Here is a 23,081-nt window from a genome sequence, read left to right as displayed (position 1 = left end):
GCGCATGCTTGGCAGACGACAACCAAGGATGCAAGCCGTGAACGACACGCCAGCCAGTTTTCCGACCACCAGCCGCAACCGCGTCAAGCGCCTGCACGAGCGCGGCAGCTATGACCATGCGGCAGTCTTCGCGGTGCTGGATGCCGGGCTGCTGTGCCATGTCGCCTATACGTTCGACGGCCAGCCCTATTGCACGCCGACCATCCACTGGCGCGAGGACGACATGCTGTACTGGCACGGCTCGTCGGCCAGCCGCATGCTGCGCAATCTGCGCGGCGGCACGCCGGCCTGTCTCACGGTGTCGCATCTCGACGGGCTGGTGCTGGCGCGCTCGGGCTTCAACCATTCGGCCAACTACCGCTCGGCGATGTGTTTCGGCACGGCGCGAATCGTCGACGAGCCGCAGGAGAAACTGAAGGCGCTGGCCGGCGTCGTCGACCGTTTCTATCCCGGCCGGAGCGAGACCCTGCGGCCGATCTCGGCGCAGGAGGCCAAGGCGACGACGGTGATCGGCATGCGTATTGAAGAGGCATCGGCGAAGGTGCGCGCCAAAGGCGTCGGCGACGACGAGGAGGATTACGGGCATCCGGTTTGGGCCGGCGTCATCCCGGTGCGGATGGTGGTCGGCGCCGCCGAGCCGTGTCCGAGGCTGATGCCTGACATGGAGCGGCCGCGGAACCTGGCTGGATATGCCGAGGGCGCGCGGCTCGATGAGGCGCTGACGCAGGCGCAGCGGGTTTATGAGGGCGAAGTTTAGCCCGCGCCTAGTGGGAACGTATTCAAATCTTGCCGCTGCCGCCGCCTCGCGATATCTCGACACCATGATCACCTTCCGCCGTGCGCAAGCCTCCGACCTGCCTGACATCGTGGCCATGCTGGCCGACGACCCGCTTGGCGCCGGCCGCGAGGACGCTTCCTTGCCGCTGGCGCAAGGTTATGTCGACGCTTTCAACGCCATCGACGCCGATCCCAATCAGCTGCTGGCGGTGGCCGTGGATGGCGGCGAGGTGGTCGGCACCTTGCAGATATCTTTCCTTACCGGGCTCTCGCGCAAGGGCGCGTGGCGCGGCCAGATCGAGGCGGTTCGGGTCGCCGGCCACAGGCGCTCGGACGGCATCGGCAGGCAGATGATCGAATGGGCGATCGACGCGTGCCGGGCGCGCGGCTGCAGCCTCGTCCAACTGACCACCGACAAGGGGCGGGCGGACGCGCATCGTTTTTACGAAAGCCTCGGCTTCACCGGCAGCCATCTCGGCTACAAGAAGAGCCTTTAGGCGGTCGGAAAACGCTGCAACACTTTTGTGGAACTGCTCGCGGCGTTCGAGCAGTGCGCCAGCGCTGGCGCATTCGGGAAACCGTTCAGGCACACTTCAATTCGCGGCCAAGAGGGGATATAGGTCAGTCAAGTTGACCTATGCAGCGTCCGGGGAGGCGTGCCGTGACCCTTATGAACCTGTTGGCTTCGCGCTCGTCGCGCATGAAAGCGTCCGAAATCCGCGAGCTGCTGAAGCTGCTCGACCAGCCGGACATCATCTCGTTTGCCGGCGGTATTCCCGATCCGGCGCTGTTCCCAGCCGAGGCGATCCGCGACGCCTATGCCGATGTGCTGGGTGGCGCCGAGGCGGGCGCTGCGCTGCAGTACCAGGTCTCGGAAGGCTATCTGCCGTTGCGGCGCTGGCTCGCCGGGCAGATGGGCAAGCTCGGCGTCGCCTGCGACGAGGCCAACATCTTCATCACCTCCGGCTCGCAGCAGGCGCTGGATTATCTCGGCAAGCTGTTCCTGTCGCCGGGCGACACCGCGCTGGTGACGTGGCCGACCTATCTCGGCGCGCTGCAGGCTTTCAATGCCTATGAGCCGCGCTACGACCGGCTGACCCCGGCCGGCGGCAACATGACGCCCGATGCCTATCGCGCGGCGGCGGCCGCCAATGGCGGCAAGGCCAAATTCGCCTATCTGGTGCCGGATTTCGCCAACCCGACCGGCAACACGCTGAACCGTGAGCAGCGCGAGGCGGTGCTCGACCTTGCCGGCGAACTCGACATCGCCGTCATCGAGGATGCCGCTTACCGCGCGCTGCGCTATGACGGCGAGGGCGAGCCGCCGATCCTGGCGCTCGATTGTGCCCGGTCCGGCGGCATCGACAAGGCGCGCACGCTCTATTGCGGCTCGTTCTCGAAGATCCTGTCGCCGGGCATGCGGGTCGGCTGGGTGTGCGCGCCGCGCCACATTGTCGAGAAGCTGGTGCTGATGAAGCAGGCCTCGGACCTGCACAGCCCGTCGATCAACCAGGTGGTGATGCATCGCGTCGCCGAAGCCGTGTTCGAAGGCCAGGTGGAAAAACTCATCGACGCCTATCGCGAGCGCCGCGACGGGCTGCTCTCGGCACTGGAAGCCCACATGCCCGAAGGCGTGACCTGGAGCCGCCCGGAAGGCGGCATGTTCGTCTGGGTGACACTGCCGGAAGGGGCCGACGCCACCGAGCTTCTGGCTCGGTCGGTGAAGGAAGCGCGGGTCGCCTTCGTGCCGGGCAACGCCTTTTATGCCGATGGCACCGGGCGCAACACGCTGCGGCTGTCCTTCACGCTCGCCGACCGGCGCGCGGTGAGCGAAGGCATTCCAAGGCTAGCCGCCATCCTGAAGGGATAGGCCGGCGCTGGAAGCCGGCTTTTCCTCCGCCGTTACAGTCACCAGCCGCTCAAGCTTTGAAAGCCTGGTGCGAGCGAGCTTGCGGACCGGCCTTTCGAAACCTTCTTCGCCGTTTTCGACGACGAAGACCAAGGTCATGAAATCGAGCATGAATTCGTCGATGGCTGCCGCGACCTGGCGCGACCTGCCCTTGAACCGGCGCAGCAGAGCGGTTGCTTCCTCGATATCGTCGACACCGGCGCTGTCGACCAGCGCTTCGAGCCTCTGAAAACAATCCAATCGCAATTCCTCCCACCGCGCCACCAAACCCGGTTGCGAGCGGAAAGTTCCAAACTGTGAGTGGTCTCGCGAAGAAATCGCCTCCACTGCTTGAATTCCGCGGACGGGCCATCGGCAATTTTTTTGTTCGGGTGGAACCTCCGCGGCCAACAAAGGTTCTTACCAGGTCTGATCCCCCCTCAGACCCCTGAAGGCTAGACATGCTTTCCAAAGGCCCGCCGGATCCCCTCCCGGCGGGCCCTTTGTTTGCTGGGAAGTATCCGCATTGACGACGCCCTATCCCAACCTAAATTCGAACCCACACGAGGAGGCGTTTTCATGGAAACCCAGGAATTGCATCGCGGCCGGCTCATCGACCACATCCAACTGGTGGTCAGAAACCTCGCGGCCAGCCGGCGTTTCTACGAGGCGGTCCTGCAGGCGCTCGATGTCCCGATCGGAGGTAGCGGCGCCGACTTTTTCTGGGCCGACGAACTGTTTGTCTCCACTGCCGACAGCCGGGCCGCACAGGGAAAACTCACCGGCCGCCATCACCTGGCTTTCCAGGCAAGGGACCACGCCATGGTCGACGGCTTCTACAAGGCCGGGCTGGCGGCCGGCGGCACGGACAATGGCGCGCCGGGCGAACGGCCCTATCACCCCGGCTATTACGCCGCCTTCCTGCTCGATCCGGACGGCAACAACATCGAGGCCGTCCATCACGGCCCGCATCGTCGCAGCGCCGCTTCGGTGAAGATCACCTTCTAAGCTGCCGATATTCAGCCGGCCGGGATCGCGGGTGCATGGGCGATGCCGGAGAGAAGTTGCTTGCGTTGCCAGATCGGTGGCCCCGATGCTAACCGTGCAAATGGCGGGTGGGAATCGGTCCCGAAGCAACGTCCGCCACAAATTTTCAATAAAACTCCCCTTACCCCCCGTGGAGATATTTTTTTATGCAAAACCCAGCAAGGGCGATCTGTGCCGCCATGCTTCTATTTGCGATCGGGGCCGTTGGCCTCACAAGTATATCATCCTTTGCTTATATTTCATCGGCGCAGGCCCAGGAGGAATATCTTCCGACCGAGAAGGATTTTGTCGGCAAATGGAAACTCAACGGCGGAGCCATCCGGCCGCCGCGCGATATGAAGGATGCGCCGACACCGGAACAGGAAGCGGCCGCCAGTGAGTTCCAGCAGACGGTGACCGCGTTTTACGGGGCGTTCGATTATCTGGAGATCACGGCGGACGGCCGCTACAATTTTCACCAGCCCGGGGATCCGACGTCGGGGCCTTGCGTCTGGTGCGGAACCTGGTCGTTCAGCAAGAGTTCGGCGTGGCTCGAGCTGGATACGGCGCCCCGGCTGGATATCTACGCCAAGGACGGCGACATGCAGATGACCTACACTGTCGAACCCTACGAAAAATCGAAATATGCGTGGCTGGTTTTCGGCTGGGCGAAGGCCGAGTAGGCGGCGCGCAGCATTCACCACGTTCGTCATCCTCGGGTCTCCGCGACGGAGCTTCGCTCCTGCTCCGCCTGTGGATGACGAAGGCGGGAGAGGCTTCCGCTAACCCCGGATGTCAGCGATGGTTGACCGAAACGGAAGATGACATCTTCTGGGTCGCGCCACTGAATGTCACGGCTTTTCATCCATCTCGTATCCTCGTATACGAGATGGAACCAGCCGACCGAGGAGACCGCATGAGCCCGCCGCCTGAAACCGTGCCGTTTTTCAGCCAGTGGGAAACGCCTGACATGACGCTGGACGTGCTCGCCGACGGCGCGGATGTTGCGCTCAGGCGCGATCCGCTGTGGAGGCGATCCGGGGCGGAGACCCTCGATGAATACGCAATCTGGGCCGCCAACATCTGCGGCATGGCCTGCCTTAAAATGATCCTGGCCAGCCGCGGCGAGATCGTGCCGACGATCGAGCTTGCCAGGCGCTGCACCTTATATGGCGGCTATGTCGTCAATGAGGGATCGATCAAGGGGCTGATCTACGCGCCCTTCGTCAGCTTCGTGAAGGAAGCTTTCGGCCTGCGCGCCGAGGTGATGACCAATGTCGCCACATCAGACATTCCGGCGATCATGCAGCGGACGCGCTTCTTCATCGCGTCGGTCAGCAGCTCGATCCGCTGGCCCGAGCGCGAGCCGCCCTCGAAGGGCGGCCATCTGGTGCTGATCACCGCGGCATCCGACGAAGGTTTCCGCTTTCACAACCCGTCCGGCCATGAGCCCGCCACACAGGCAGACGCAGTGTTGTCACCGGCCGATTTCGACCGCTTCTTTGCCAATCGCGGCATTGCCGTCGCCATTTGATTTTTTGACAGTCGAGGGATTTTGATGACCGACAAGACAAGAGTGGCCATCCTCTATGGCGGGCGTTCGGCCGAGCACGACGTGTCGCGCCTTTCGGCCGCCAATGTGCTGAAGGCGATCGACCGCATGCGCTACGATATCGTGCCGATCGCCATTTCGCGAGGCGGCAGGTGGCTGCTGCAACAACTCGATCGCGCCGCGGCGATCGGCGATGAGGCGGCAGGGGCGCCGGCCTCCGAAGACGGCCCGGAGGTTGCTTTGTTGCCCGGCGGCAAGGGCCGGCTGGTTGCGGTGTCGCGGGATGGTACGCAGCCTGAGCTGCCCCCCATCGACGTCGTGTTCCCGGTGCTGCACGGGCCGTTCGGCGAGGACGGCTCGGTGCAGGGCTATGCCGAGGTCGCCGATGTCGCCTATGTCGGCTGCGGCATTCTCGCCTCGGCCGCCGCCATGGACAAGGACGTCGCCAAGCGGCTGATGCGCGAGGCGGGACTGGCGGTTGCCCGCTCCGTCACCGTGCATCGAAACGGCAAGCATTCCTTCCAGGAGATTGCCGGGACGCTCGGCCTGCCTTTCTTCGCCAAGCCGGCGCGCCAGGGCTCGTCCTTCGGGGTCAGCAAGGTGAATGACAGGGACGGCTTCGAGCAGGCCATCGACACGGCTTTCCGCTACGACGGCAAAGTGTTGATCGAGGAATTCGTCGAGGGCCGCGAGATCGAGTTCTCGGTGCTGGAGCGCGCCGACGGGTCGCTGACGGTGTCGCTGCCCGGCGAGATCATTCCGGCCGGCAAGCACGGCTTCTACACCTATGAGGCCAAATATCTCGATGCCGACGGCGCGCTGGTCAAGGTGCCCGCCGATGTCCCGGCCGATGTGGCCGAAAAGGCCAGGGATATGGCGCGGCAGGCGTTCCAGGCGCTTGGCTGCGAAGCCATGGCGCGCGTCGATTTTTTCCTGCGCGCCGACGGCAGCCTGCTTGTCAACGAGGTCAACACCATTCCCGGCTTCACCGACATCTCGATGTATGCCAAGGCGCTTGCCGCCTCAGGCATCGGCTACAGCCAGACCATCGACGTGCTGATCGAGCACGCGCTGGCCAGGCATGCGGCGCGCTGATCCGATCGGGCGAGCCTGACTTCCATTTAGCCCTTCGGGAGCGGCCGGTGCGGGCCGGATCATTGCCTGTGAGCGAGGCGTATTTCATCGTTGGCTAAAGTTGCACGTCCGCTCTATATGCCCGATCATGGCATTTGGCAGGGAGGCATCACGTGGCCAATCGTCGAAACGGCACGGCGTCTCCGGCTGATGGGCTGGGGGACGCCCTTTCAGCGGCCGCGCCCCATCCGCGAACCTCTTTGCCCAATGTGGCGGCCATCGTCACGACAGTGGCGGCACTGTATTTCGGGCGCGAAGTTTTCCTGCCGATCGCCATCGCGCTGCTGCTGACCTTCGCACTGGCGCCGCTTGTCGCAGCGCTAAAAAAGCTCGGCATTCCCCGGATTGCCGCCGTCATCGCCAGCGTGCTCGGCGCCTTCGCGGCGCTTGGCCTGTTCTCCTTCATCGTCGCCACGCAGGTCAGCGAACTGGCGCAGAACATCCCGGTCTACCAGACCAACATCCTGACCAAGATCCGCTCGCTCAAGGAAACCGGGGTCGGCGGCGGGATTCTTGCCAGACTGAGCAAGGTGGTCGAGCGGGTCGGCCAGGAGATCGACAGGCAAGACCCCTCGCTGCCGGCCGCCACCCCGGAAAAGCCGCCGCGCGAGCCGGTGCCCGTCGAGATCGTCGCGCACGAAAGGCCGCTTCAGGTCCTGCAGAATGTCGTCGGGCCGCTGATCAGCCCGCTTGGGTCGGCCGGGCTGATCATCGTCGTCGTCATCTTCATGCTGCTCGAGCGGGAGGATCTGCGCGACCGCTTCATCCGGCTTGTCGGCTACGGCGACCTCCACCGCACCACCGAGGCGCTTCAGGATGCCGCCAAGCGGGTGGGCCGCTATCTCTTGATGCAATTGGTCGTCAACATCGTCTACGCCATACCGATCGCGATCGGGCTCTGGGCCCTCGGTATTCCCAATGCGCTGCTGTGGGGGCTGCTGGCCCTGGCGCTGCGTTTCGTTCCCTATATCGGCCCGATCATAGGCATGCTTTTGCCGCTGTTCCTGGCGCTGGCCGTGGCACCGGGCTGGTCGCTCGTGCTGTGGACAGCCGCCCTGTTCGTGGTGATGGAACTGATCACCGGCAATGTCATCGAACCCTGGCTCTACGGTTCGCGAACGGGACTGTCGCCGCTGGCGATCATCGTCGCGGCGATTTTCTGGACGTGGCTCTGGGGGCCGCTCGGGCTGATCCTGTCGACGCCGCTCACTGTCTGCCTGGTGGTGCTGGGCAGGCACGTGCCGCAGTTTGAATTCCTGGACGTGCTGTTCGGCAACGAGCCCGTGCTCGAACCCCATGCGCGCCTGTACCAGCGGCTGCTGGCCGGCGATCCGGAAGAAGCCACCGATCATGCCGAGGAGATGCTGGAGGAGAAATATCTGGTCGAATTCTATGACAAGGTTGCCATTCCGGCGCTTCTGCTGGGCGAACAGGACCGTGTGCGCGGCGTCATGGGCGATTTGCAAAGGCGGCAGGTGGCGGCCAGTGCCCTGATGCTGGTCGCCAATCTCGACGACAGCGCGCAGGAGGAGGCAGGCGAGGAGGAGGGGCCGCCCGTGGCCGCAGAGGCGAGCGACGATGACGATCCCGGCGGGGAGGACGAGACCGAACTGCCCGATGGCACGGATATGTCCGTGCTTTGCGCCGGGGGGCGTGGCGAGCTCGACGACGCCGCTGCCGCGATGCTGGCGCAGGTGCTGGAGGTCCAGGGCGCGACGGTGTCGAAAGCCAGCTTTGCCGATATGGAATCCGCCGGCATTCGCCGCCTTGAGCTCGAAACCGTCGACACCGTCGTGGTCGGATTCCTGAACCGGGATTCCATCAAGCACGCCCGCTTTCTGGTCCGCCGGCTGAAGCGTGCGAAGGCCGCACTTCGGGTGGGAATCGTGTTCTGGTCGGAGGCCGACAGCGAGGACAAGGAGACGGCGGGCAAACTGGCGCGTGACATGAACGCGGATTTCGTGGCGCATGGCATGGTCGACGCCGTGCTGGGCGCGCTGTCAAACGAGCCGCCGGTCGCGCTCAAGCTTGTCGCCAAACGGCGCATGCGGCGACAGCGGGCCGCGTCCAAGAAGGTTACCGCGGCAGCGGCGGGTTGACCGAAATCGGCGGAAGGCCCATGGAACCAGGCGGCCCTCCGCGCGGCCTTACGGATTAGCTACCCGTCGGCGGTGAGAAATGCTCGAAATTCGCCCCGCCCAGGAAGCCGACCGGTCGGCGATCGTGCAACTGTGGCATCAGGGCTGGCATGATGCCCATGCGCATCTGGTTCCAGCCGAAATCCTGGCGTACCGAACGCCGGCGCATTTTGCGCTGTGGCTGGAGCAATCCACCGATGCCTTCCATGTGGCGGCTGCCGATGGATTGCTTGGCTTCGTCTCGATAAACGGGGCGGAGCTGGTCAAACTCTATGTAAGCCCGCAGGCACGGGGAAGCGGAACCGCCCGCGATCTGCTGTCTTATGCCGAGCATCTCTTGTGCGAACAGGGCGTGGCGGAGGCCGAGCTTTTCTGCACGGCGGGAAATGTCCGCGCGCAGAGATTTTATGCCCGCGAAGGATGGCGCTTGAACCGCAGCTTCGAAGACGCACTTTGGCTGCCGGATGATGTCGCCGGCAGGTTCACCGTGGAAACCCACTGCTATCGGAAGCATCTGGGCTTTCGTTAGCGTCACTATTCGGAACGAGCTTGGCGAGATTGTCGCGGACGCTGGAGCAGGCGCCCCCTACCGGTCGACCATCGCCATGCCCCGCTCGGTGTAGCGCGGGCCGGAGATTTTTCCCGGCGCGAGCGCTTCGTCGAGCGCGGCCATCTCGGCGGCATCGAGTTTGATCGCGGCGCCGGCGACGTTCTCTTCCAGGTATTTTCTGCGCTTGGTGCCGGGGATCGGCACGATGTCGATGCCAAAGCCGTCGCCCTTCGCCAGCAGCCAGGCCAGCGCGACCTGGCCGGGCTTGACGCCGCGGGCAGCGGCGATGTCGCTCACCTTGGCGGCCGCCTCGACATTGGCGTCGTAGTTTTCGCCCTGGTAGCGCGGGTCGTTGCGGCGGTAATCGCCGTCGGGATAGTCTTCCGCACGCTTGACCTGGCCGGTGAGAAACCCTCGGCCGAGCGGCGAGAACGGCACCAGGCCGATGCCGAGTTCGCCAAGCAGCGGGATGATCTCCGGCTCCAGATTGCGCTCCCACAGCGAATACTCGCTCTGCAACGCCGACACCGGATGCACGGCATGCGCCCGGCGGATGTTGGCTGCACCCGCTTCCGACAGGCCGAAGAAGCGCACCTTGCCTTGCGCGACGAGTTCGCCGACGGCGCCCGCGACATCCTCCATCGGCACCGCCGGGTCGACGCGGTGCTGGTAGAGCAGGTCGATACGGTCGGTTCCGAGGCGGCCGAGCGAGGCTTCCACCGCCTCTCGAATGTGCTCGGGCCGGCTGTCGGTTCCGGTCTGCTTGCCGTTTTCGATGCGGAAGCCAAATTTCGTGGCGATCGTCACCTGGTCGCGCTTGCCCTTCAATGCCCGGCCGAGCAGGGCTTCGTTGTCGTAAGGGCCATAGACTTCGGCGGTGTCGAGGAAGGTGCAGCCGAGGTCGATGGCACGGTGCAGCGTGGCGATGGATTCGGCCTCGTCGGCCGGGCCATAGGACTGGCTCATGCCCATGCAGCCGAGGCCGATGGCCGAGACCTGCAGCCCCTGGCTGCCGAGCTTGCGTGTTTTCAGGGTCATGGCAGGCGTTCTCCGGAGGGGGCGCAGCGATTATAGCGTCAGCAGGTTCAATCGATACGCCTATTCGATCACGATGTGGCTATTCGATAAGGATGTGGCTATTCGATCAGGATGTGGGCTTCGCGCGCTGCTTCGACGAGCGCCGCCCTGGCGACGTCGGGGGCAACATCGCCGCTCGTCGCCCGCTGGCAGGCGCGCAGTGCGGACCGATGCTTCGGGCTGCCTGCGTCACGCCAATGTGTGGTGAGCAAATCAATGGCCTGCTGTGTGTTGGACAGATGATGGATGGAACCGGTGACGCCGACCGAAACCGCCACAGGTTTGGAGAACCATGCCGTTTGCATTGGAACCACCTCAATTGGGCTGAAGCAATAAACGCTTACGTCCGCTCAAGGTTTCGTCGCTACCAATCAATCTGGCGTGATAGCTTGCCGATACCCCCAGCGGCATTGGGCCCCACATTGTCCGCGGGGCTCACATGTTCGAGGCGACGTCGCGGGTGGGCGGTGTTTTGGGTTTGTGGGCGGCGCGTTGCCGCGTCGCCTGGTGGGCAGGGCGGGGTTTGACCGTGTTCACGGTCGTGGGCGCCTGCGCCTTGCGGCGCTTGAGCCAGTTGGCTGACAGTTCGGCAAGGAGACTGCGCAAGTCTTTCACGACGTCCTCCTCTTGTAGGGCGACAAGGTAATTGCCGTCGCCCCAACTTGTTCCACCGCAAACTCCTTCCGCCAAAAATAAAAGTTCTTGCCGGCGAAAGCAGCCGGGCATCACCTGCCGATATAGGCGGCCAGTTCGTCCGGCGTCCCGTTCGGGAAGGCCTGTTTCAGAAAATCCAGGAACGCCGACACGCGCGGGCTGAGCAGCCGCCGGGAGGGGTAGAGCGTCCAAAGAGCGATCTCAGGGGCGTCGATGTCCCCCCAATTCACCAACGTGCCGTCAGCCAAATCGTGGGCCACCAACGAAATGGGAAGACGTGCCGCACCGACCCCCGCTCGCACCGCATCGCGCACCATAATGAGCGTTCCCAAAGCGAGGACCGGCTCGATTTTGATCGTCGACCGGCCACCCTCGGTCTTCACGTGCCATGTTTGCCGTTCGCCTTTCCCGCGCGCAACGGCAGGGGCCGGTCCACCGGTGCGAGGAAGGTGAGGGCTCGCCACGACGACCAGCCGGTCGCGGAGAAACGCCCGTCCGACCAAGCTTTCGTCGGGATCCGGGTTGACCCGGATTACCAGGTCGTAGCCTTCCTCGATCATGTCCACAGCCCGGTCCTCCGTCGTGACCTCCAGCCTCACCTCCGGAAATTTGAGGGCAAATCCCGCGGCGATCCTCCCCATCGCGGTCTGAGAAAAAAGCAGGGGCGCGCTGATCCGCAGTCTTCCCTTGGGTCTTTGACCGCCCGAGGCGATCGCCGCGGCCGTCTCGTCCAGTTCGGCAAGCAACGCCCCCGTCCGCTCGAAAAGCGCCCGTCCTTCCTCGGTCAGCTTCAGGTTACGCGCACCCCGTTCAAACAGGCGCAGGTCAAGGCTGCTTTCCAAGTCTCCAACGCGCCGCGACAGGGTTGCCTTGGGCCGGCCGGTGGCCCGTGCCGCCTTGCCGAAACCGCCATGGCGGGCAACGAGGTTGAAATCGGTGAGGGCCAGAATATCCATAGGTGTTCCACCAGTGAGACGGTGCGTCTAAAATTTCGGTCTGTTTGAGTGTTTGTGAGCCACACATATTGGGCCTGTCAAGCAACCCAACAGGAGAAATTCCATGACCATCCTCGTTACCGGCGCCACAGGCAATGTTGGCCGCCAAGTCGTCGAGCACCTCGTCAAGCGCGGCGCCGACGTCCGTGCTCTCGTCCGCGATCCGTCGAAAGCCAGCTTCCCGGCGGGCGTATCGGTCGCGCAAGGCGACTTTCTCGATGTCGATTCACTGCGCAAAGCCATGTCCGGCGTTTCCACCCTGTTCCTCTTGAACGCCGTGGTGCCGGACGAATTCACCCAGGCTTTGGTCGCGCTGAACGTCGCCCGATCGGCGGGCATCGAGCGGATCGTCTATCTCTCGGTGATCCATGCCGACGTGTATGTGAACGTGCCGCATTTCGCCGGCAAGTTCGGCGTCGAGCGAATGATCGAGCAGATGGGCTTCCAGGCTACGATCCTGCGCCCGGCCTATTTCATCCAGAACGACCTGATGATCGAAGACGTCATCACCGGCTATGGCACCTACACAATGCCGATCGGCGCCAAAGGTCTCGCCATGGTCGACGTGCGTGATATCGCCGAGATCGCCGCTCTCGAGCTGCTGCGCCGCGAACGGTCCGCGGAGCCGCTTGCGCTCGAGCGGATCAACCTCGTCGGTCCGCAGACACTGACCGGGACGGATATCGCGGCCATCTGGTCCGACGTGCTCGCCCGGCCGATCAGCTACGGCGGCGACAACACCGAAGGTTTCGAGCAGAATCTCAAGCAGTTCCTGCCTGCCTGGATGGCGTACGACATGCGCTTGATGGGCGAACGGTTCCTGACCGACGGCATGCTGCCCGACGCCGGCGACGTGGAGCGCCTGACCGCGCTTCTGGGCCGCCCTCTGCGTCCCTATCGCGACTTCGCCTCACAAATCGCCGGCTCTGCCTGACGGAACGGCTCCGGTCATCACCCGGTTCAGAAACAGCAGGGCGGCCTTTTGAGGAGGGCGCCTAGCTGTGGCGAGGTCCGCCATCGCTTCATCAAAGAGCACAATCAGGAACCGCGACTCTTCGTCTGGCGGGCCCGATCCAGACTAAATCTTCGCCGCCGTCAGGCGCAGCCACCAAACGTTGGAATCAATCCGCTAGGTTGGGGCACCCCAATTGTCCGCAGCACCAGTCAATCGCAGGAATTTTGAAGTGGAGCCGTTGACATGCACGCTTTCATGATTCTGAATGTTTACTGACTTGGGGGATAAAAATGAAGAGATTTTGGGCTGCTGCGGCCGTTCTATTGTCGTTGCCATGTCTATCGATTGCCCAAACCAACGCGACCGAAAATGCCAGCTTTCCGCAATCCTCCTGCGTATCTAAGGCATCCGGCTTCAAAAACAGCCTGCAAGCCAGAGTTTACCCAAGGATCGACGGTACAGACACGCTAGTTCTGTTCGACCCGAAGGGCGGCTTTGAGAGGTCATTCCAGAATATGGAAAGGTACCGTCTGTTGGCCGCCAAAGCGATGGCGGTGGCGGATGGTTGGGCTGTCTTTGGTGTGACGGAGAAAGGCGGGAAACCCATAGGCTTTGTGGTTCAATATATGCTTGGCGATCCGGATACGAAGACCTGTGAGGTGTTGCCGTCCTCCCCCGAGATTGCCTTGGTGAACGACATGCCTCCCACGATCCTCAAGCAATACGCGGAAATGCTGGCGAACGATGATAGCGGAAACGAATTTGCGATCCGCTCTCGTCTGGCGCAGATGTTTACGAAGAACAAGGAAGATGAGAACGCACCAAAGATTATCACTGATGACGCCCCTTTAACGGTCGAACCCAATTTTGATTTCGAAAAATCCACATGCAAAGCACCGGCGCCCGAATTTCCTAGGGCGATTGCAGTGCGTGTTTTCCCGTCGCTCAGCAATTTAACTCAGCTGACCTTGCGAGATGGCATGACAGAGTGGAAGCCTGATCTTTCCGGCGTCCACTCCAACACGTCTGCGAGCTTCTTGCTCTACGGTGCCCGGGACGCGTGGGCTGTTTATGCCATGACACCCGATAATCAGTTCCGGGTCCAATACATGGCCGGTGATGCATCCGGCAAATCGGCGAACTGTATCAAAGTGCCGGATAAGCCCGTTGACGTATCCATCGAAGGAATGGCCCTCACGGCGGTGAGCATGTACCTCCAGAGGTTGACCGGCGACAATTCCGGGACGGGAGATGAACTGCGCGCAAAGCTCAAGAAGTTTGTGGCGGGTGCTGCCGCACCGGCCGATTCGCTTGGACCGTCTCCGTTGATGCACCTACCCCAGCCCGTATATCCCTTTCTCGCAGCAATGCAGCTATGCGACACCAACGAGGACGTGTCTTTCCAGGATAATTTTCTCACGATCGAGGACATCGACGGAGATGGCGACGACGACTACCTATTCGACATGAAGGGTGTTCGGTGTGTCGGCAAAGATGGCAGGGATCACGGGATTACCGGCAATCACGCAGCAGGCCTGACAATTCTGACTACCACGAAAAATGGCATCGTAAAGGTTTTTGACGAGCCCGTCTTCAGTGCCGAGATCAGGAGATTCAAAGGATATGCTACTGCGATGATATCCTACGAGTTTTCGATGAACGATCATCCGAGAAAATATCTGATCTTCAAGGATGGCAAGGTTACAAAAGCCAAAAAACCGCAAAACGGCGGCAAGGTAGTTTATCGATTTGGAATTGAGTAGCGCTCTAAGTGCACCTCAAAATCAGCCCGCATGTTATGTATGGATTCTAGCGATCAACAGCCCTTACATTTTCCGTATGCAAGAAATTCTTGGCAAATCGAATCGGCCCTATGATGGGCTAAGTAGAAAATGGGAGACCGTCCATGCGCATCCCGCCATTGTCCTAGTCGCTCTGTTGCCGGTGACCGCGGACGCGGCACCAGGCTCTGTGACACGACCGGCTCTGGGTGAATGCACTAGCTGACCGGTACGGGACAAATGCGCGTTCGGCCGGAACAGCCCTACTGCAGGGTGGCCGGACCAGGCCTGTCGCGTTGGGCGATCACGTGCTCGCCCTCGTCACCGCCGAGGCCATCCACGAACAGACCAGCCACGCCGTCGAAATTGGTGAGCCCGTCGAATTCAATTGCGGCGCCAATCAGCTGGGCTGCCTGGAAGACAAGGTGTTCGACGTCCTCGAGGGCGACGTTTTCGGCCAAATTCCTGACCCTTACATGCTCCGCCACTGCCGTGATGCTGACGATGCCGGTCTTCCTGAAGGCGATCTGGACCGCTGAACGGACGTCATCGCGCAGTCGCGCCGAGTAATCATACCGCATCGAAACCTCCCAAAGGGAACGGTTTTCTGTTCACATTGCACAATGCGGCAGGGGGATCGCCCTGGCAAGTCACTAATTAAATAATATCCAAACAAATCAAATAGTTATCATAGTTATGCAAGTGTGTTCCTTACGCCGAATACGCATGAGGCCCATCCTGAGCATAAGAAGCAGTTCACCCATCCCGAGGTCTTGACGTGCTAGGAGCGGCTTCCTAATTATGAGGTAAGTGAGTTGAATACTCATTCGATGTATTCGTGGTCCTGAGCGAGGGAAGCGCGATGACTGAACTGGAACGCCCGGAACGGTTGCAGATCATGCTGACGTCAGACGAACTGGCGGCACTGGAAAACTGGCGCTTCGACAAGCGCATGCCGAGCCGTTCGGCCGCCGTGAGGGAATTGTTGCGGCGCGGTCTCGCCGCGGATGGCTTCCTGACGGCGGAGCAAGGGACGAAGTCGCAAGACTTCGGCATCCTGCCAACCGCCGGCGGCAACGGCATTTCCGAAAGCGGCAAGGAGTAGCGGGTCACCGCGCGTGAGCCGCTCGAGTCCTTTCAGGCTGCCGGTCGCCGCAACGCGGTGCCGGCCGGCCCAGCGGACCATAACTCTCGATTCAGAGGATGTTGGTCGTCACTTCGACGACGATCGCGGCACCTTCCAGGCTGCCATTGGTGACGTGCACGACACGCGATACCCGCAGATCCTGCGTGGTTCCATCGATCGACAGCGCAACGCTTTCGCCGATCCGCGGAACCGCCTGAAAAACCGCGTCCGTGGCCTCCGGCCGGTTGTCGATCGATATGCGGCAGTTGACGGTCATGAGATGTCTCCTGTGTCGGCCCGGTGGTCAACGCGGTGTCCGCGAAATGGTTTCAGGAGCCGGATGCAACTTGATGGCGCCCGGATCCGTAAAGCAGTATTGCTCCATTGTTCATCGTAACGGAGCAACAGGGCTCGCCGGGGAGGGCGTTGGGGCTGCCCCGGCGAGCTTGATCCGCCTTACCAGGGGCGTGGCATCACCGGGGTATGGAGACGAGTTTCGGCGCTCGCAATTCCCCGGCCATCCTTGCCGCCTGGAAAATTGTCATCAAAACCAGGATGGGCTCACCCTCGGTCGGGTTGATGGTCAGCACGACGCGGCCAAGCTCGTCGCTCATGCCGCAAGACCAGTCCTTGACGGCTATCACCTTTCTCGCGGCCATATGCCGTTCTCCTGCACGGGAGGTTCTCTGCCGGCTACGCCGTCTGGAGTTGGTCGACAGAACCTTCGCCTGACATTGCAACCAGCCGAAATGCGGCAAATGCGGCCACTATCATGAAAACCGCCGTGACGTTCAGGGACATCGTCGACGCAAGGACGCCCCCGTCAAAGCAACTCAGTTCCATGCGCTGTACCCCTTCAAGCCACTGACGGCCTGGATGATGATCCTGCTTCGAGTGAAATACAAGCGCGCGCTAATGTGCTGAAGCCGGCTGGCCAGTCTGCGCGCGGCTCCGAACCAGCCAAGCGCTTGGTTGCTGGTTCCCGCTCAAGGGCTCGAACCTCGATTCACGCCTTCAAAGGGCGCTGTCCTACCATTAGACGAAGCGGGAAAATGCACGTTGCGCCCCACCCCTAGCCGGTTCGCGCGCCGGGATCAACGCACTGCGGCGGCAAAGCCGATTGGAAGCGCGGTGTCAGTCCGGAAAGTTGGTGACAGGTTCCTCGCAGCGGTAGACCGGGCAGCTGCCGTCACGGGTCGGGACATAGGCCGACATCGGCACCTCCGGCCAGTCGCATTCGTTGCCGAACTGCCTGACATAGCGGTCATAGGTGTTGGGGCCTGTGGTCAGCACCACGGCATGGCGGCTTTGGAGCAGTTGCCGGAGCTGGTCGCAACTCATCGTGCGGGTGTCGGGCCTGGCTTCGGCGAGGCCGGTCGCGGCCAGCAGGATCGCTGCCGTCAAGGCAATTCGGCGCATTGGCATGGCTGTTCCTCGAATGGACATATCGGCCGAAACTCGCATCCCGCCGGGTGGTTCCGCAACCGCCGGCTCGCCGTCTGTGGCAGCGCAACCAAATGGTCCGTCGTGCATTGCTGGGGATGGATGGCAGGAAGCCCTACAAAACTCCGCAATGGCGGCCCGGAAGCGGGGATCGCGAGGCCATGTGCTGTTCCTTCTGCGGCGGGCGCGACCACAGCTACGAGGACTGTCCACAAAGGAATCCCGACGCCGATGCAGTGCCCGTTGCGCCGCCCAACGACGCTGGCTCCGAAAAAGCAGGCCGATAAGACGGACAGGGCGAAGCGGTCACCGGGCTTACAGCAGCTCGACTGGATCGGCATTTACGGCCGCAGAGGCATTGCCGAGATGGAGGGCCGGGCATTATCGTGACATGCGTGTCCGCGACCGCAAATGCGGAATGTTGCGCACCGACTGCAACCAAAATGCCCGGTCAGGCATTTCTGGCAGGAGGGGAATCCTCACGCAGACGCTGGCGGGAGGCGGCAAGGTGGGGCCACGACGGGGCAATGACAGAATTGGCAAGCGTCGATAGCCTGCTCGAAATCACTGCCCACGCTCGGCTGGCGGCGATTGTCGATTCGTCCTTCGACGCCATCGTCAGCAAGGACCTGAACAGCATCATCACCAGTTGGAACGCGGCGGCGCAACGCATGTTCGGCTACACCGCCGAAGAGGCCGTCGGCCGCTCCGTGCTCATGCTCATCCCCGATCATCTCAAGGATGAAGAGACCGACATCATCAGCCGGGTTCGCAAGGGCGAACTCCTGGCCAGCTATGAGACGATCCGCCGGCGCAAGGATGGCGGCCTCATCGCCGTGTCGCTGACCATTTCGCCGATCAGGAACGCGTCCGGCGAGATCATCGGCGCATCGAAGATCGCCCGCGACATCACCGCCAGCAAGGAGAGCGAGCGCCGGATCAGGCTTTTGCTCCGCGAGGTGAACCATCGCGTCAAGAACCAGTTCGCGGTGATCCTCTCGATGATCCGGGAGACCAGCAAACGCTCGACCGATCCGCGCGAGTTCGAGGAGATGATCCGTTCCCGCATCATGGCGCTGTCGCGGTCGCACGATCTGCTGGTGAACTCGGAATGGGCCGGCGCCAGCCTCTTCGACCTTGCCCAGGAGCAGCTCAAGCCGTTCGGTCACGAGGCGCGGGTATCGCTTTCCGGACCGCTTTTGACCCTGCAGCCGAATGCCGTGCAAAATCTCGGCATGGCGTTTCATGAACTCGGCACCAACTCTTCCAAATATGGCGCGCTGGCGAGCGAGGCCGGGCGGCTGGAGATCACCTGGCGGATCGTCGAAGGCGCTTCGGACAAGCTGGAAATCCATCTGCTCTGGGACGAGACGATGCCGGTGCGTGAGGGAGAGCGGCCCGGGGGGCGGCAAGACGAAAGCACGCGCAAGGGTTTCGGCACCGTCGTCCTGCAACGGGTCGCGCCGCAATCGCTGAACGGCTTGGCGGTGCTGGATCGCAGCCCGGGCCATCTCAGCTGGTCGCTGACGGCGCCGCTGGATTCGATCATCGTTCCGCAGTTGGGCGCCGACCTGCCTGAAACCGAAACGTCCTGAGCCCATCAAGGGGAGGGCGAAGGTGACTCCGATCGCACGGAGATGCCGTGACTGGTTTCGCCGAAGAAGCCGGCCAGCAGATCGGCCGTCCGCGCCGGGTCCTCCTCGGGGAAGAAGTGTCCACCCGGCATCGCCTGGCCGCGCACATCCTCAGCCCAGCCGCGCCACAGCGCCAGTGGTCCGCCTTCGCCGGCATACCAATCCGCCAACGCGCCCTGACCGCTCCATAGCGCCAGCAGCGGGCAGCGGATGCGCCGGCCGGCTGCCTTGTCGGCATGGTCATGCTCGCGGTCGAGCGTGGCTGCCGCCCGATATTCCTCGCAGATGGCATGGGCGTGGGCAGGCGCACGCAGGGCCTCGACATAGGCCTGACGCACTTCGGCTGGAAACGCCGATGGCTGTGAGCCCCAGCCGTTGAGCGCATTGTCGACGATCGCCTCGGCGGCGCCGGACAGGATCTTTTCGGGCAATGGCTCGGGCTGCGCCAGCAGCGACCATGGCCAATAGCCCAGCGCCAGCCTGGCGTCGGCGCGGTCCCAGGCATCGGCGGTCGGCACGATGTCGAGAACGGCGAGCCTGTCGATGCTGCCCGGATGGTCGAGCGCCATGCGGTAGGCGACACGCCCGCCGCGATCATGGCCGGCGACCATCAAGCTGCTGAAACCCAGCTTCTCCATCAGCCTCACCAAATCGTCCGCCATGGCGCGCTTGGCATAGGGTGCGTGGTCCGGAGTGGACGCCGGACAGGAGCTGCCGCCATAGCCGCGCAAATCGGCGCAGACGACGCTGAACCGGCTGGCCAGAGCCGGCGCGATGTCGCGCCACATCAGATGCGTCTGCGGAAAGCCGTGCAGCAACAGCAATGGCGGCCCGGTCCCGGCACGCAGGCAGAATATGCCGGCATCGCCGGTGTCGATTTCCGCGCCTTGAAAACCTTCGAACATGACCGCCTCCGGCACGCGCAACGGCCGGCGAACGGGTTTGGTTGCAATGCCGCCCGGCGACGCGGCCAACCTTTTTCGTCGACAGGCGTTGTCCCTGTGAAGGGAAGGCCGCCGCAGGCGACCGTGAAAGAAAGAAGGAGGCAGTGATGAGAACTCTCGCCATCATGCCATTCGGCCTTATGCTGGCGCTGGCAGTGCCGGCCGCAGCCCAGCAGCAGAACGACAGCCAGGCGCCGCAGGCCGACAAATGCAGGGCTCAGACCGGGCAAGAGGCAAAACAGCAGCCTGAAAAGCAAGCCGATGACGGCAATTTGACCGCGAAGCTCAACGACTGCGGCGGCGTGCTGAAACCGCCCCCGACGGGAGACCAGGGCATGGCGGCGCCGGCCCCCGACGAAGGCAAGACGCCGGTGATCAAGCCGGGTGAAGTTCCACCCCAGCCGCCGAAGCAATAAACGCCGGCTCACTGGTATTATCGCACAAGCTAATGGAACCTCGTTTTCTCGGGAGCGTTTTTCTCACGACTTGGAACTTGGAGAGATTATCGTGAGAGATATTGCAGCCACAGCCACGTTGCTTGCATCGATCGCCATCGTGATTGCATTGATTCTTCTGGTGCCGAAGAGCTTTGGATTCGAAACCTCTCAGCCGATTGTCCAGGGCGAGCTTCCAACGAAATGACAAAGCAGGCGAGGCACGACGTCTGCTTCCTTTGACACCTACCGCACCAAGACGCCGGCGTGGCTGCAGAGCGCTGCGAACGCTTCCTGCGCCTCGGCGGCGCCTGTCTGGGTTTCCAATGCGGCTTCGACCTTCTCGCGCGCCGCCTGGTAGAACGGGCCGCGCTTGGCCTGCGGCCAATCGATCAGGATTTCGCTGGCATCCCTGAGCGTGGCGACGTCGCGGATCGTGTCCGAGCCATGCGGCTTGATCCGCATTGGTGTGGGCAAAATGAGCTCGGACATGTCCTGTTTTCCAACTACTGCAGGAGTTTTGCTTCGCGCGCGGCGTCGATCACCGCCCGCATCGCTTTTTCCGGCGGCGTCCAGCCATCCAGCGCATCGCGGCAGCTGCGCAACGCCGCCCGGTAGCGCCGTCCCTGGCCAGCCGGCCAGTCGCCGAGGCATTCCAGGCCTTCCCAGGCGCTGCGGACGATGCGCTCGCGCTCAGGCGCGAATTTCAGCCTGATGGGGCGGGGAAACATCTTGTCGTTCAACGGTCGTCTCCATGATTGCCGCAAGTCGCCGGGCGACATGCGTGAGAGGCGTCCGGTAACGTCGGCGGCAGGGCAGGGTTCCCTTGCCCGGAGATCAAATCTCTGCGTCGATGTCCGACAGCGATCTCGGCGTCGGCGCTTCGGCGTTGTACGCCGCTGGGCGGTCATGCTCGAACTGTTCGGCGCCGGGCAAAGCGTGCAGCCAGGTCTCGCGCCTGGAGGTCCACAATTCATATTCGGGCACGAGATCGGTCGGCGCGATGTCGAGGCTGCCGATTGCCACCTCGGCCTCGTTGTCGTCGACCCAGGCGACGCGGCCGCCGCATGTCGGGCAAAAGCTGCGCGTGCCATAGGAGCTGACGAGGCCGGTGGTCTCGAAGGCCTCGCGCGGCCAGATGGCAAAGGCCGAATAGACCGAACCGCCGGCCTTGCGGCAATCCTTGCAATGGCACAGGCCGACGCGCAGCGGCGCGCCGTGAACCTCGAACTGCACGCCACCGCACAGGCAGCTGCCGGTCCTGCGTATGGTGTCGGACATGACAACCTCCCTCAATGCGTGGCGCTGCGGGCCGGGTGGGACAGATGCTCGTCTGCCGTTTCGTTGGCCAGGATGAGAAACCGGGAAAAAGACATCCTGTTCACCGTACCACCAGGCCCGGTTGACACGGCCCGCAGCGTCTTCAACGCAGCCCAGGCGAAATGGTTTCGGCTAGCCGCGGGCCGCCATATGGGCGTCGAGCTTCTTGCGCGAGGGTCCGTAGCGCTTGATGATGGTCTGTGCCTCGCTTGGCGGAATGCCGTATTTGCGGGCAAAGGCGGCAACCTCGTAGGGCTCTTCGCCCGAGACCTGCTTGCGGTCCTGTTTCGTCTTCGACTTGTCGTCAGCCATCTCAGGCCTCGCTTTCTGTTGTCGGGGAAACGCGCAACCTTCGGCGCCCGCGATCAACACGACATAACACAGATCGGCGCCGCCGGTTCCACCAGGCGACACGGCTAGGCTGCAACCGGCCTGTATCAGGCCGATGGCCGCATCGGGTCGGCGTCGGCAGCGTGGTCGCCGTCACATTCGGAGCATGCCGCGCTGAGGCCGGGGCAGCCGCGCCGGTGGGTGCCGGCAGGGCAACAATGGCCGTTGGAACTCGTCCAGCGCGGACATTGGAAGACCTGGCCAGCGCCGCCGCAGCCGCTGCATTCCAGCGTCGCCGACCCCACGCCACGAGGTATCGCCCCAAACCTGACGCTTGTTCGCAAATTTCAGCCCACCCAAAATTGCTGCACCGGCAGACCGCTGCATTAGCCCCGGCTAACAATATCACATTCGTGATTACCAACAAGTTTCAATCGCGCGATGCGCCGGAAAGCTGTTCGGGCCGGCGTGTCGTCAGGCCGGCTTCAGCCGCATCGCGGCGAGATACATGAGCGCCGAGGCGGCCTGCCCGCGGTCTCAGCCGGCAGCCTCGACCTTGTGGAGCAGGGCATCGAGATGCGGAGCCAGCATATCCCTGCATTCCTGTTCGTAGGCGGTGCTCATCGCCGGATGCCGCGGTGCGCCGATGGTCAATGCCTTGGCCATGTCCGTTCCCCCTTTGAGGGAGCAACACTATACCGTCGGCCGGCAAACCAAAAATCGCTCCTTGCCGTCGGTGTGAGGCTTCGAAGCCTGCTTCGACCCGCGGCAAGCGCCCTGTCGAGAAAAATTGGCCTGGTGTGTCGGATCTGGCGTCCGTCGCGCGTCCTAGGAGCGAGCAACCTGCAAAGCTGGAGAACGAGCATGTCGTCGCAAATCACTCAATCGCCGTGGCAGACCGCGGCCCTTCTCATCGCCCGGCTGATTTTCGCCGGCGTCTTCCTGATGGCGGTGACGTTCAAATTCATGGGCATGGCGGCCACCGCCGGCTATATCGCCGCCGCCGGCTTTCCGTTTCCGCTGTTTCTGGCCTGGTGCGCGGCGATCCTGGAAGTCGCGCTGGTGCTCTGCTTCCTGACCGGCGCCTTCTTCACGCAGGCGGCCCTGGTGGCCGCCGCCTATGTGCTGTTCCTGGCCCTTGCCTTCCACGGACCCAGCCACTGGGCCGGCAACCAGGCCGAGTTCGGCTTCTTCATCGACCATTTTTCGTTCTTGGCCGGACTGCTGTTTGCGGCGGTGCATGGAGCGGGCAAGGTGCTTTCGCTCAGTTTGGGATGGCCGGGCAGGGCTTGAGGCGAGGCCGGTCGGCCACCGCGCGAAGGA

Annotated in this window: 31 protein-coding genes and 1 tRNA gene; 16 read left to right on the top strand and 16 right to left on the bottom strand. The window is 62.9% G+C overall.

Annotated elements, in window-relative coordinates:
* Positions 1-4 precede the first annotated feature (4 nt).
* From M729_RS0103380 to M729_RS0103370, 3 genes are all read left to right on the top strand, one after another.
* Positions 5-757, top strand: a complete 753-nt coding sequence (locus tag M729_RS0103380; protein WP_027160750.1) for a pyridoxamine 5'-phosphate oxidase family protein — start codon at positions 5-7, stop codon at positions 755-757.
* Positions 758-821: 64 nt separating this feature from the next.
* Entirely contained in the window at positions 822-1,274 is a 453-nt protein-coding gene (locus tag M729_RS0103375; RefSeq protein ID WP_027160749.1) for a GNAT family N-acetyltransferase, read from the top strand.
* Positions 1,275-1,447: 173 nt separating this feature from the next.
* Positions 1,448-2,647, top strand: a complete 1,200-nt coding sequence (locus tag M729_RS0103370; RefSeq protein WP_032807972.1) for a PLP-dependent aminotransferase family protein — start codon at positions 1,448-1,450, stop codon at positions 2,645-2,647.
* On the opposite strand, the gene M729_RS01000000134620 is transcribed toward M729_RS0103370, so the two are convergent.
* A complete protein-coding gene (locus tag M729_RS01000000134620) occupies positions 2,624-2,926 on the bottom strand; it encodes a hypothetical protein (protein ID WP_245267533.1) in 303 nt (100 codons plus the stop codon). The two genes, M729_RS0103370 and M729_RS01000000134620, sit on opposite strands and share 24 nt — an antisense overlap.
* A gap of 318 nt (positions 2,927-3,244) precedes the next feature.
* On the opposite strand from M729_RS01000000134620, the gene M729_RS0103360 reads away from it, so the two are divergent.
* From M729_RS0103360 to M729_RS0103335, 6 genes are all read left to right on the top strand, one after another.
* A complete protein-coding gene (locus M729_RS0103360; RefSeq protein WP_013530756.1) occupies positions 3,245-3,673 on the top strand; it encodes a VOC family protein in 429 nt (142 codons plus the stop codon).
* A 185-nt stretch (positions 3,674-3,858) separates the two neighbouring features.
* A complete protein-coding gene (locus M729_RS0103355) occupies positions 3,859-4,374 on the top strand; it encodes a hypothetical protein (protein ID WP_027160747.1) in 516 nt (171 codons plus the stop codon).
* Between the two features lie 233 nt (positions 4,375-4,607).
* On the top strand, positions 4,608-5,225 hold the full coding sequence (locus M729_RS0103350) for a C39 family peptidase (protein WP_024501618.1): 618 nt from the start codon (positions 4,608-4,610) through the stop codon (positions 5,223-5,225).
* Between the two features lie 24 nt (positions 5,226-5,249).
* A complete protein-coding gene (locus M729_RS0103345; protein ID WP_027160746.1) occupies positions 5,250-6,338 on the top strand; it encodes a D-alanine--D-alanine ligase family protein in 1,089 nt (362 codons plus the stop codon).
* Positions 6,339-6,490: 152 nt separating this feature from the next.
* The gene (locus M729_RS0103340) at positions 6,491-8,476 is read left to right on the top strand and encodes an AI-2E family transporter (protein ID WP_027160745.1); all 1,986 of its coding nucleotides are present in this window, start codon (positions 6,491-6,493) and stop codon (positions 8,474-8,476) included.
* 79 nt (positions 8,477-8,555) lie between these two features.
* Positions 8,556-9,044, top strand: a complete 489-nt coding sequence (locus M729_RS0103335; protein WP_027160744.1) for a GNAT family N-acetyltransferase — start codon at positions 8,556-8,558, stop codon at positions 9,042-9,044.
* A gap of 57 nt (positions 9,045-9,101) precedes the next feature.
* On the opposite strand, the gene M729_RS0103330 is transcribed toward M729_RS0103335, so the two are convergent.
* The 4 genes from M729_RS0103330 to M729_RS0103315 all read right to left on the bottom strand — a co-directional run bounded on the left by M729_RS0103330 (position 9,102) and on the right by M729_RS0103315 (position 11,752).
* The gene (locus M729_RS0103330) at positions 9,102-10,103 is read right to left on the bottom strand and encodes an aldo/keto reductase (RefSeq protein ID WP_027160743.1); all 1,002 of its coding nucleotides are present in this window, start codon (positions 10,101-10,103) and stop codon (positions 9,102-9,104) included.
* Positions 10,104-10,201: 98 nt separating this feature from the next.
* Positions 10,202-10,447, bottom strand: a complete 246-nt coding sequence (locus M729_RS0103325) for a DUF982 domain-containing protein (RefSeq protein WP_013530762.1) — start codon at positions 10,445-10,447, stop codon at positions 10,202-10,204.
* Between the two features lie 130 nt (positions 10,448-10,577).
* Positions 10,578-10,757, bottom strand: coding sequence for a hypothetical protein (locus M729_RS1000000138735; RefSeq protein WP_024501614.1), 180 nt, complete (start codon positions 10,755-10,757; stop codon positions 10,578-10,580).
* Positions 10,758-10,867: 110 nt separating this feature from the next.
* Positions 10,868-11,752, bottom strand: a complete 885-nt coding sequence (locus M729_RS0103315) for a LysR family transcriptional regulator (protein WP_013530764.1) — start codon at positions 11,750-11,752, stop codon at positions 10,868-10,870.
* A gap of 103 nt (positions 11,753-11,855) precedes the next feature.
* Here M729_RS0103315 and M729_RS0103310 point away from each other — a divergent pair, with 103 nt between their 5' ends.
* Entirely contained in the window at positions 11,856-12,725 is an 870-nt protein-coding gene (locus M729_RS0103310) for an NmrA/HSCARG family protein (protein ID WP_027160742.1), read from the top strand.
* A gap of 311 nt (positions 12,726-13,036) precedes the next feature.
* Positions 13,037-14,509, top strand: coding sequence for a hypothetical protein (locus tag M729_RS0103305; protein WP_027160741.1), 1,473 nt, complete (start codon positions 13,037-13,039; stop codon positions 14,507-14,509).
* Positions 14,510-14,790: 281 nt separating this feature from the next.
* On the opposite strand, the gene M729_RS0103300 is transcribed toward M729_RS0103305, so the two are convergent.
* Complete coding sequence (locus M729_RS0103300; RefSeq protein ID WP_027160740.1) at positions 14,791-15,108, bottom strand: hypothetical protein; 318 nt, start codon at positions 15,106-15,108, stop codon at positions 14,791-14,793.
* A 281-nt stretch (positions 15,109-15,389) separates the two neighbouring features.
* Between M729_RS0103300 and M729_RS0103290 the strand changes: the two genes are divergently transcribed.
* Positions 15,390-15,632: a hypothetical protein gene (locus M729_RS0103290; RefSeq protein ID WP_027160739.1), complete on the top strand. Its 243-nt coding sequence runs from the start codon at positions 15,390-15,392 to the stop codon at positions 15,630-15,632.
* 91 nt (positions 15,633-15,723) lie between these two features.
* Here the strand turns inward: M729_RS0103290 and M729_RS0103285 are convergent, their stop codons facing one another.
* The 4 genes from M729_RS0103285 to M729_RS0103265 all read right to left on the bottom strand — a co-directional run bounded on the left by M729_RS0103285 (position 15,724) and on the right by M729_RS0103265 (position 17,078).
* Positions 15,724-15,930 (bottom strand): hypothetical protein, encoded by a 207-nt coding sequence (locus tag M729_RS0103285; RefSeq protein WP_013530768.1) that lies wholly within the window; start codon positions 15,928-15,930, stop codon positions 15,724-15,726.
* 196 nt (positions 15,931-16,126) lie between these two features.
* Positions 16,127-16,312: a hypothetical protein gene (locus M729_RS0103280; RefSeq protein WP_013530769.1), complete on the bottom strand. Its 186-nt coding sequence runs from the start codon at positions 16,310-16,312 to the stop codon at positions 16,127-16,129.
* 317 nt (positions 16,313-16,629) lie between these two features.
* A tRNA-Gln gene (locus M729_RS0103270) sits at positions 16,630-16,703 on the bottom strand.
* Positions 16,704-16,787: 84 nt separating this feature from the next.
* Complete coding sequence (locus tag M729_RS0103265; RefSeq protein ID WP_013530770.1) at positions 16,788-17,078, bottom strand: hypothetical protein; 291 nt, start codon at positions 17,076-17,078, stop codon at positions 16,788-16,790.
* 545 nt (positions 17,079-17,623) lie between these two features.
* On the opposite strand from M729_RS0103265, the gene M729_RS0103255 reads away from it, so the two are divergent.
* A complete protein-coding gene (locus M729_RS0103255; protein WP_013530772.1) occupies positions 17,624-18,691 on the top strand; it encodes a PAS domain S-box protein in 1,068 nt (355 codons plus the stop codon).
* Positions 18,692-18,696: 5 nt separating this feature from the next.
* Here the strand turns inward: M729_RS0103255 and M729_RS01000000134615 are convergent, their stop codons facing one another.
* Positions 18,697-19,635, bottom strand: coding sequence for an alpha/beta hydrolase (locus M729_RS01000000134615; protein ID WP_050596189.1), 939 nt, complete (start codon positions 19,633-19,635; stop codon positions 18,697-18,699).
* Positions 19,636-19,781: 146 nt separating this feature from the next.
* On the opposite strand from M729_RS01000000134615, the gene M729_RS0103245 reads away from it, so the two are divergent.
* Both M729_RS0103245 and M729_RS1000000139655 read left to right on the top strand, forming a co-directional pair.
* On the top strand, positions 19,782-20,090 hold the full coding sequence (locus M729_RS0103245) for a hypothetical protein (protein ID WP_013530773.1): 309 nt from the start codon (positions 19,782-19,784) through the stop codon (positions 20,088-20,090).
* Positions 20,091-20,181: 91 nt separating this feature from the next.
* On the top strand, positions 20,182-20,316 hold the full coding sequence (locus tag M729_RS1000000139655; RefSeq protein WP_263484935.1) for a hypothetical protein: 135 nt from the start codon (positions 20,182-20,184) through the stop codon (positions 20,314-20,316).
* Between the two features lie 38 nt (positions 20,317-20,354).
* Here the strand turns inward: M729_RS1000000139655 and M729_RS0103235 are convergent, their stop codons facing one another.
* The 5 genes from M729_RS0103235 to M729_RS1000000139650 form a co-directional block, all read right to left on the bottom strand.
* Complete coding sequence (locus M729_RS0103235; protein WP_027160738.1) at positions 20,355-20,600, bottom strand: DUF982 domain-containing protein; 246 nt, start codon at positions 20,598-20,600, stop codon at positions 20,355-20,357.
* Between the two features lie 14 nt (positions 20,601-20,614).
* Positions 20,615-20,851, bottom strand: coding sequence for a DUF982 domain-containing protein (locus tag M729_RS0103230; protein ID WP_013530775.1), 237 nt, complete (start codon positions 20,849-20,851; stop codon positions 20,615-20,617).
* A 94-nt stretch (positions 20,852-20,945) separates the two neighbouring features.
* Positions 20,946-21,389, bottom strand: coding sequence for a GFA family protein (locus M729_RS0103225; RefSeq protein ID WP_013530776.1), 444 nt, complete (start codon positions 21,387-21,389; stop codon positions 20,946-20,948).
* Positions 21,390-21,560: 171 nt separating this feature from the next.
* On the bottom strand, positions 21,561-21,740 hold the full coding sequence (locus M729_RS0103220) for a DUF3606 domain-containing protein (protein ID WP_013530777.1): 180 nt from the start codon (positions 21,738-21,740) through the stop codon (positions 21,561-21,563).
* A 555-nt stretch (positions 21,741-22,295) separates the two neighbouring features.
* Complete coding sequence (locus M729_RS1000000139650; RefSeq protein ID WP_280940151.1) at positions 22,296-22,424, bottom strand: hypothetical protein; 129 nt, start codon at positions 22,422-22,424, stop codon at positions 22,296-22,298.
* A gap of 198 nt (positions 22,425-22,622) precedes the next feature.
* Between M729_RS1000000139650 and M729_RS0103210 the strand changes: the two genes are divergently transcribed.
* Positions 22,623-23,051 (top strand): DoxX family protein, encoded by a 429-nt coding sequence (locus tag M729_RS0103210; RefSeq protein ID WP_027160737.1) that lies wholly within the window; start codon positions 22,623-22,625, stop codon positions 23,049-23,051.
* The last annotated feature ends 30 nt before the right edge of the window (positions 23,052-23,081 follow it).

The organism is Mesorhizobium sp. WSM1293 (genome assembly GCF_000513875.1).
GTDB lineage: Bacteria > Pseudomonadota > Alphaproteobacteria > Rhizobiales > Rhizobiaceae > Mesorhizobium > Mesorhizobium ciceri.
The sequence above is the reverse complement of the archived record's forward strand: the minus strand, read 5'-3'. Positions and strand labels throughout refer to the sequence as shown.